The sequence below is a fragment of the Microvirga sesbaniae genome (genome assembly GCF_025460805.1).
GTDB classification, from domain to species: domain Bacteria; phylum Pseudomonadota; class Alphaproteobacteria; order Rhizobiales; family Beijerinckiaceae; genus Microvirga; species Microvirga sesbaniae.
In genome coordinates this window covers 1-2,001 of sequence record NZ_JAMXFJ010000103.1, presented here as the reverse complement: position 1 = coordinate 2,001, position 2,001 = coordinate 1, and the positions used below count along the sequence as shown (strand labels likewise).

The window sequence follows — 2,001 nt, the reverse complement described above, 5'->3', positions numbered from 1 at the left end:
TGACGCTCGCAGCGACAATCAAGAAAGCGCTTGCATCTCTGTCGCGGGGCGACAATCATCATTCCGCCGCGACAGCCAATCGCCCGATCCTGATCGCCGCGCTCTCAATCCAGATCGTCGCGCTATAAGCCGGCCACGATCGCCTCCCGGCCGAGGGCCACGGCAAGGTGCGTCTTGCCGACCCCGGGTGGTCCCAAGAGCAGAACGGCTTCGCCATTGGCAATGAACCGGCCCAGGGCCAGTTCCCTGATCTGGCCCTTGTCGATCGACGGCTGGGCCGCGAAGTCGAATCCTGCCAGGTCGCGCACATAGGGAAAGCGTGCCAGGCCAATGCTCATCTCGATCCGCCGCTCGTCCTTGCGCGCGATCTCCCGTTCGCAGAACAGTCCCAGGGCTTCCCGGATCGTCAACTCCCGCCGCGCGGCCTCATCCACCAGGCTGTCGAGCTGGTCGCGGATGGCCGTCAGCTTGAGCCGGGTGAGCATCGCCATTAGATGGTCGTGCGAAACCTCCATCAGAAGCCTCCCCCGGCTACGGCTTCGTATTCGGCCAGGGGCCGCAGCAACATCCCCGCGGCAGGCTCGGCACGGACCACCTTGCCGCCGAAGCCGGCAACCCCCTCAAAGTGCGCCGGATCGACCAGACGCTGCCGACGTCCCGCTTGCCGGGCATGCACCGCCACCTCCTGGCCGGCATGCCAGATGCGCACGGTCCCGTCCGAGATCACCACCCGGACGGTCGCTCCAATCAGCCGCCATGGCACTGAGTAGGCATTGCCGTCGATCTCAATGGCGCAGTCGGCATGGACCTTGCGCGTGACCTCCCGCAGAATCTGGAAGGATGGAATCCCATCCAGCGGCTTGAGGGCTTGGGCTTCCTGGCGGGCAAAGCGCTCGGCCGGCACCTCCCCGGTGGTGCCGTGCACCCGCTGATCAGCTACCTCGCGCACCCACTGCTCGAGATGAGCCTCCAGAGCAGCGAAACTCTCAAAGGCACGTCCGGCGACCGCGTTCTTCTTCACATAGCCAACGCCGCGTTCGTCCTTGCCCTTGGTCCGGGCCCGGTAGGGAAAGCAGGCTTGCGGCCGGAAGCCCCAATGCCGGGCAAAGGCGCGCAGGCGGGCGTTGAACTCCACTTCCCGCGTTTGAACGTCATGGTGCTGGACCAGGCCACGGTCATTGTCGAACAGGACCTCAGTGGTCACCCCGCCAAAGTGCCGGAAGCTGCTCTCCAGGCCCTCGAACCAGCTCTCCTGGCGCTCGTTGCAGAAGGCACGGACATGCAGGCGGCGCGAATAGCCCAGAGTGGCCACGAACAGAAACACCTTGGTGGAGATCCCGGCAATCAGGACGCGCCGCTCGCCGAAGTCGATCTGCAACTGGTGCCCGGGCGGGGTCTCGAAACGGACCGTGGCGCGCGCCTGTGCCGCCAGCTCACGCCGCAGACCGACGACGGCCCGCTCCACCGTGCGTAGGCTGACGTCAATCCCCTTCTCGGCCACAAGCTCCTGGCGCACCACATCGGCATTGCCGGCATGGCGGTGGAAGCGCTCGGCCAGCCAGTCCTCGAGCCCAGTCAGCGTGCGGCGCCGGACGGGACGCCGGTAGACCCGGTAGCCGCCTTCGGCCAAATAGCGACGAACGGTCATGGGACTGCACCCCAGTTCGCGGGCGATCCGCTTGATGCCCCAACCCAGGGCCTTCAACCGCAGCATCGCCGCCACGTCATCCGGCGTTCGCATCGCCTCTCCCCGCGGGACCTCCGCCCCGGGAGAAGTCTGACATTCCTGTGACCTCATCTCGTCCTCTCAAAAGTAGGCGCGAGGGGTCCAGTTCTTCATGTCGTCAGGGATCTAGTTTTACATGTCGCCCAATACCCCACCACCTTCCGGGTTGCCAAATCCAGCACCGCGGCGAGATACAGCCAGCCCTCGCCCGTGGGAATGTAGGTGATGTCGGCCAGCCAGACCCGGTTCGGCTCAAAGACAGTGAACTTCTGCAG

At 65.4% G+C, this 2,001-nt stretch carries 1 protein-coding gene and 2 pseudogenes; all 3 read right to left on the bottom strand.

All coding sequences use genetic code 11. From position 1 onward, the window contains the following. Positions 1-128: 128 nt before the first annotated feature. A pseudogene (locus tag OCW50_RS32940) lies at positions 129-515 on the bottom strand (ATP-binding protein); the annotation flags it as partial. Continuing rightward, positions 515-1,741, bottom strand: coding sequence for an IS21 family transposase (istA, locus tag OCW50_RS32935; RefSeq protein ID WP_210805019.1), 1,227 nt, complete (start codon positions 1,739-1,741; stop codon positions 515-517). The gene istA and the pseudogene OCW50_RS32940, both read right to left, overlap by 1 nt. A gap of 131 nt (positions 1,742-1,872) precedes the next feature. Continuing rightward, positions 1,873-2,001: pseudogene (locus OCW50_RS32930) on the bottom strand (DDE-type integrase/transposase/recombinase); the annotation flags it as partial.

Bases quoted from the DNA above. Each gene is read 5' to 3' on its own strand.
- istA (WP_210805019.1), bottom strand. From the start codon at position 1,741: ATGCGAACGCCGGATGACGTGGCGGCGATGCTGCGGTTGAAGGCCCTG.